This window comes from Massilia glaciei (assembly GCF_003011895.2).
Taxonomy (GTDB): Bacteria; Pseudomonadota; Gammaproteobacteria; order Burkholderiales; family Burkholderiaceae_D; genus Telluria_A; species Telluria_A glaciei.
The window spans coordinates 1-5,660 of the sequence record NZ_PXWF02000127.1 but is presented as its reverse complement, the minus strand read 5'-3'; the positions used below and the strand labels follow the sequence as shown (position 1 = coordinate 5,660).

Genomic DNA, 5,660 nt, shown 5'->3' with positions numbered 1-5,660 from the left:
GAGTAATGCGCGGAAGAAATTCTGTTCAGCTCTTTTATGGGTAAAGGGCAGCGCTAGGCAGTCCAGTTTCAGCGCGCGCAATTGCGGCAGCATGGTGTGTTTCATCATCTCGTCGTTCCTCATGGACGATTCTAATGCCGCGTATCCAAACCCACCATCGGCAAGCGATGCCGTCCCGCTAACGCCTTGGCGCGGCTGAATGCGCGCACTTACTCCTTCCTTTCCTGATATTGACGCGAAAAGTGTGTGTGCCTTTTCGCACAAACTCTTGGGAGAATATATTTTTGGCAATCTTGATGCAGCGCTACACGTGTTGTCGAAAGTCGTTCAAATTGGACGTTTTCCAGAGGTGGCTTTCGGCCGCGCCGTCAATTTGCTACCGCCTCAAACAGGTGTATCTCTCATTAGGAGTTCCGCGCATGGATCTGCACAGCCCGCTCGCACGGTTTGGCTTAACCGATATGAACCGCCCCATCCGGCTTCGCCTGGGAAACAGAAGGGGTTTGTCGATGATGTGCTATTGGTCAAGCAGGTTACCGGTGTTGAAGGCATCTGCGCCCCTCTCGAATATCGCTTGCTCTGTGTCGCCGCCAAAGCCAATCTGCCGCTCAAACAGTTCATGGCCATGCCCGTCGAACTGCAATTCGTCACCAGCACAGGCGGCCTGCGCTCGGTGTGCGGCATTGTCGATGGCGCGGAGGAGGGCGAGTCCGATGGCGGCCTTGCAACCTACCTGCTGACCATGCGCGACGCCCTTTCGATCAGCGAAAAGGGATCCAACACCCGCATTTTCCGAGGCATGAGCGAAGTCGAAATCAGCAATGTCATCTTGGGGGACTGGTTGCACGAAAATCCAGTGCTGGCCCGCGCCTTCAACTTCGAGACGTGGCGTTTGAAAAGTGGCTATCCGCGCCGTGAATTCACAATGCAGTACAAAGAGTCCGACACGGCCTTCCTGCGCCGCTTGTGGAAGCGTCGTGGCATCGCCTGGTTCTTCCAGCCCACGGCCGAAAGATCCCCAAAGGACGCCCCGGCGCATACGCTGATCCTGTTCGACAATGCCTATTCGCTTGAGAAGAACGCCGCCGGCATCGTGCGCTACCACCGCGATGACGGCACTGAGAAGGCCGACAGCATCACTGCGTGGCACCCCGTGCGAAGGTTGACGCCGGGACGCGTCAGGCGTCAGAGCTGGGACTATAAGACGGCTCGGATGGATAACGTCATGCATTCGAGCCTGAGTGATCAGGGCGAGCTTGGCAATCAACTCGCAGCGGGTCTTAACGACAGCTTGATCCACGTGCAGCACGCGGGCCACAACCCGGACGACTACCGCGCCCTGAGCGAACTGCGCATGGCTCACCATGAATTCGATTCAAAGTGTGTTCGGGGTGAAAGTGGCGGCCGCGAATTTTGCCCGGGACAGTGGGTGGCCGTTACCGGTCACGCCGGAATCGATGCCCATCCACCGGATAAGCGCGAGTTCGTTTTCACGGAACTGCGTGTGGCGGCCGAGAACAATCTGCCGAAGACGTTGCGGGACAGGGCAAACCGGCTGTTCGCATTGAATCGCTGGGGCACGGATGACGATACCAATGCCGATCCTGGCACTGGCGCGGCCGAGGCGAGCGCCGAACGCGATGGACGCTACACGGTGCAATTCACCTGTGTACGACGCGGCATCCCAATCGTGGCGGCATACGATCCGCGCGTTGACTTGCCGCGCACGGGAAATGAAACCGTGGTTGTGATCGGGCCGGAGGCCGGGGGCGTGTACTGTGACGAATTGGGGAGGGTGCGCGTGCGCTTTCCCGGAAGTCGTCCGGACGAACGCGCTGGCGCAGTCATTACCACTGACAAATTGACCGAACACGACTCGGCTTGGGTCCCGGTTTGCTCGGGTTGGGCCGGTGCGCTATACGGCGCCATCTCCCTGCCACGGGTGGGAACGTCGGCCGTGATTTGCTTCATGGGCGGCGACCCTGACAAACCGATCATCATCAGCGCCACGCACAGCGGCGTGTCGCCGCCGCCTAGTTTCAGCCATGTCAGCAGTCTTCCGGGCGACCGGCACCTGTCGGGAATCGTCAGCCGCGAGATCGGGGGGACAAGATCGAATCAGTTAAGGATCGATGACACCACGGGCCAGATAAGCGCGCAACTGGCCAGCGATCACGCGTCCACCCAGCTCAACTTGGGATTCTTGACCCACCCGCGTAGCAAGGGCGAGGCGACGCCGCGCGGCGACGGGTTCGAGTTGGCCAGCAATGACGGCGGGAGCATCCGCACGGCCAAATCGCTACTTATATCGACTTGGCAGCGGCTGGACGCCTGCGCAAACCAGCTTAGCGCGGAAGAGCACCTCGGGCTGATGCAGGACTGCGCCGAGCTCTTCAAGTCGCTTGGGCAGGTCGCTTTTGAGAACCAGGGATTGGCGCTCGATCCGGCGCCACAGGCCGAACTGCGGGACCACATCAAGGCGGCCCCAGGTGGCGGAAACACCGACCCCGAAGGAATCGGAGGCGAGCCAACCCTGAGTGTGACGTCCGCAGCGGGCATGGCCCTGACCACGCCGAAGACCATCGTCTGCTACGCCGGCGTGAACATCGACACCGTGGCACAGCAACATATGCAGCTCTCCAGTGGGCAATGCTTCAACCTGAACGCGGGCAAGGGCATCTCCTTGTTTTCGCACCATGACGGCATCAGGGCCATTGCCCATTATGGAAAATTCGTCATGCAAAGCCAGCATGACGACACCGAAATCAACTCCGCAAAAAACGTCATGATCACCGCCACCGACGGGATCATCTCCCTGATGGCCAAGGAAATCCGACTGATTGCGGAGGATGGCTCGTTCACCAAAATCGGCGGCGGCATTACCAACGGTACCGATGGCGACATCAAGAATCAGGCGGCCAACTTTCCATTTAGCGGACCGGCCACCATGGCCACTGAACTGCCCACGTTTGGCAGCAGCGCTCCAGACCAGAAGTTCGTTCTCAAATATGCGCCGCAAATCGAGGAGGCTCCAATCGCTCCCAATCGAAAATTCGAAATCGATATGAGTGATGGCAGCACACTCAAAGGGATAAGTGACGCGATGGGCAAGACCAGTCTGCTGGAGCGCGAAGCTATGCATATCGTCGACATCCGAATTCTTACTGACGAATAGGGAGGACATCGAAATGACATACCCAAAAGAATCGTATTGCATCGGGCGGGGAAAAGGTGTTTTGCATGCCAATCGCGCCTACGACAAGACTGTAGGCGTCAAGCCCAACCTGCCTTGCAATATTATTGTGATCCATGGCGTAAATGACGTTGGCACCAGCTTTAACGCAACCGAGAAAGGATTGTGCCAAGGGCTTGACGCCCGCCTGCACAAGATCGCCCCAGGTAAAGTCGGCCTGTTCACGCCCGCCACCTACCGCATGCCCGGTGATCAACCCGGACAGGACGACAAGGCGACGCTGGAAGCCGACCCTGATGCGGTTTTTTTCAAACGGCAAATTAAAACCGATACGCACAGTCCGGTTATTCCCTTCTACTGGGGTTTTAGGGAAATGCTGGAGCAAGCGGGTACCAAGAATGGACAACGCATTGACCGTTTCGGAAACCGTTTGGACAAGGACCTATCCAAAGGTGGAGGACCTTTCGGCAATGCCACCAGCACGCTGCCCGATATGTGGAATCGCGGCATGTTCTCACCTAAAGATGTCGGAGGTGACCCCGTACGTCCGCTATTGAGCGCGCCCGGACGAATGTATATGGTTCTTGCAGCCAAACGGCTGGCAGCCCTGATCTCGATGATCCGGGACTTCGACAAGGACGAAGTGGTGACCATCGTCGCGCATAGTCAAGGCTGCATGGTATCGCTGCTGGCACAAGCGTTCCTGCTCGATGAAGGACTGAGGCCCGCCGATACCCTGATCCTGAACAATCCACCGTACAGTTTGGAGGAAACGACCACGAATTTTTTTGGCATTATCGAGAGTGGTAGAGGACTTGGCGGCGGAACCGATGCAGCCATGGCAGGCCATTACGAAGCGATCGGCTCGCGGCAGACCTTTGATGCGAGACTGCAAACGCTGGCCAAGATCGTTCAAGGGGTGGTGGGGAAGAAGCACGCGACGCCGCCATTGGCCGCGCTCAGCGACCAAGCCAAACATTATGGCATGGTCGGCACGAAATGGCTTGCAAGCGCAGAGCGCGAAAACCGGGGGAAAGTCTACTTGTACTTCTGCCCGGAGGACATGACGGTCGCGCTCGATAACATTCAAGGAATTGGATGGCAGGGGATCCCAGATTTCATGTCTGGCAATGCTCTGTCCAAGACAGAAAAAACGGCGCGGCGCAATTTGTGGGGCGAGGATCCTCCTCCAATATGGAAAACTGTACGGCAGGATTCAAAGCCGCTGGATGCACTGGGGCCCGGGTTCCGCCAGCGCGTATTCACAATGAAAAAGCGCGTTGACGTGGCTAAGAAAACGCTCGGACCAGTGCTCGTTGGCGTGGCGCCACATGATTTCGCGTTACGTGTTGACGACGAGGACAGCCACGCGCACGTGGCGGAATCTGGACGCGCGCACCGGGCCGAGTCCAATGAAGTGACGTGGCCCCCAAACCCCGACAGTTGGCTCAATTATATAAAAACCGACGCGGCGCAGCGCCGAGGCATACGCTCCATCACTGGAGAGGCCTTGCCGGTACCTGTGATCGCTGATATTCGCGGCGCGGGACAGGTCGATCCAAAAGACTTTCCAAAAAATTCGACACAATCTCGCCTTCCTAAAGACGAGCAAGGCCCGTGCGAAGCGGTCGATCCGAATGACGCGGCCATTGCCATTTCCACCGACAAAGGAATAATGATCAGACCCCAAGAGTTGATCGACGATCCACGGCCGGCTGCCACACGCCTTCCCACCGGTGCGGGCTTGTTCGGGTCGGGCGCGCAAGACCAATTAGAGAAGGCGATCAACAAGGGCAAAGACCCTGGCGATTGGTGCAAGGTTAAGAGTGCCTGGGGTGTAGCTCCGGGTGAAAAAATTTCCGTTACCCGATATGAAACGCCCAACGAGGCGCGGCTGCGCTGGCAGCATGAGGTCAGTCCGAAATCGTTTCATGGTGCGATTGTCGGCAGCAGCGAGAACCATCGAAACGTCACCGCATATGACGTGGCTATTGGCGGCGGAAAGGCTTCGAGCGATCCGAATTTCTACAAATACTTGTGCGCGGTGGCCGATTGGCGCTTGAAGCGTCTCGACATCATACCTCGAGCATCAATTCTTAAATGGAGCGACTTTCAAAAGAAGTTTCATAGGTATTGGGAAGTTGAGCCTCAGTGGCGCAAGGACCTCATTGAAGGCAATGCAAGATACTACAGTTCGGGAAAATTGCCCAATTGTGTTCCATCGCTGCGTGAAGGATTGCCATCGACAGTGCTGTGCGAAACGAGGGCAGGCATGCGAACGGCGGCTGCACCGCAACAGGGCGACTGCGGGGCGATTTCGGAAAAAAAGGGGGCTTCATGAGTACCGTTGTATCGGCACAGCCACCCAGGCTTTGGAAGTATTTGTTGGGCGCGTTGTTCGCGCTTGTGATTCTGATCCCGCTTTGGACAATATTTGTCATGACGGGGCGGTTTCAAATTCCAAGCG

At 57.4% G+C, this 5,660-nt stretch carries 2 protein-coding genes; both read left to right on the top strand.

What is annotated here, in order from left to right:
* Positions 1-199: 199 nt before the first annotated feature.
* Positions 200-3,175 carry a type VI secretion system Vgr family protein gene (locus C7C56_RS09600; RefSeq protein ID WP_106757216.1) on the top strand — a complete coding sequence of 992 codons (2,976 nt, stop codon included), beginning with the start codon at positions 200-202 and terminating at the stop codon, positions 3,173-3,175.
* Between the two features lie 13 nt (positions 3,176-3,188).
* Complete coding sequence (locus C7C56_RS09590) at positions 3,189-5,534, top strand: T6SS effector phospholipase Tle3 domain-containing protein (protein ID WP_146204377.1); 2,346 nt, start codon at positions 3,189-3,191, stop codon at positions 5,532-5,534.
* The last annotated feature ends 126 nt before the right edge of the window (positions 5,535-5,660 follow it).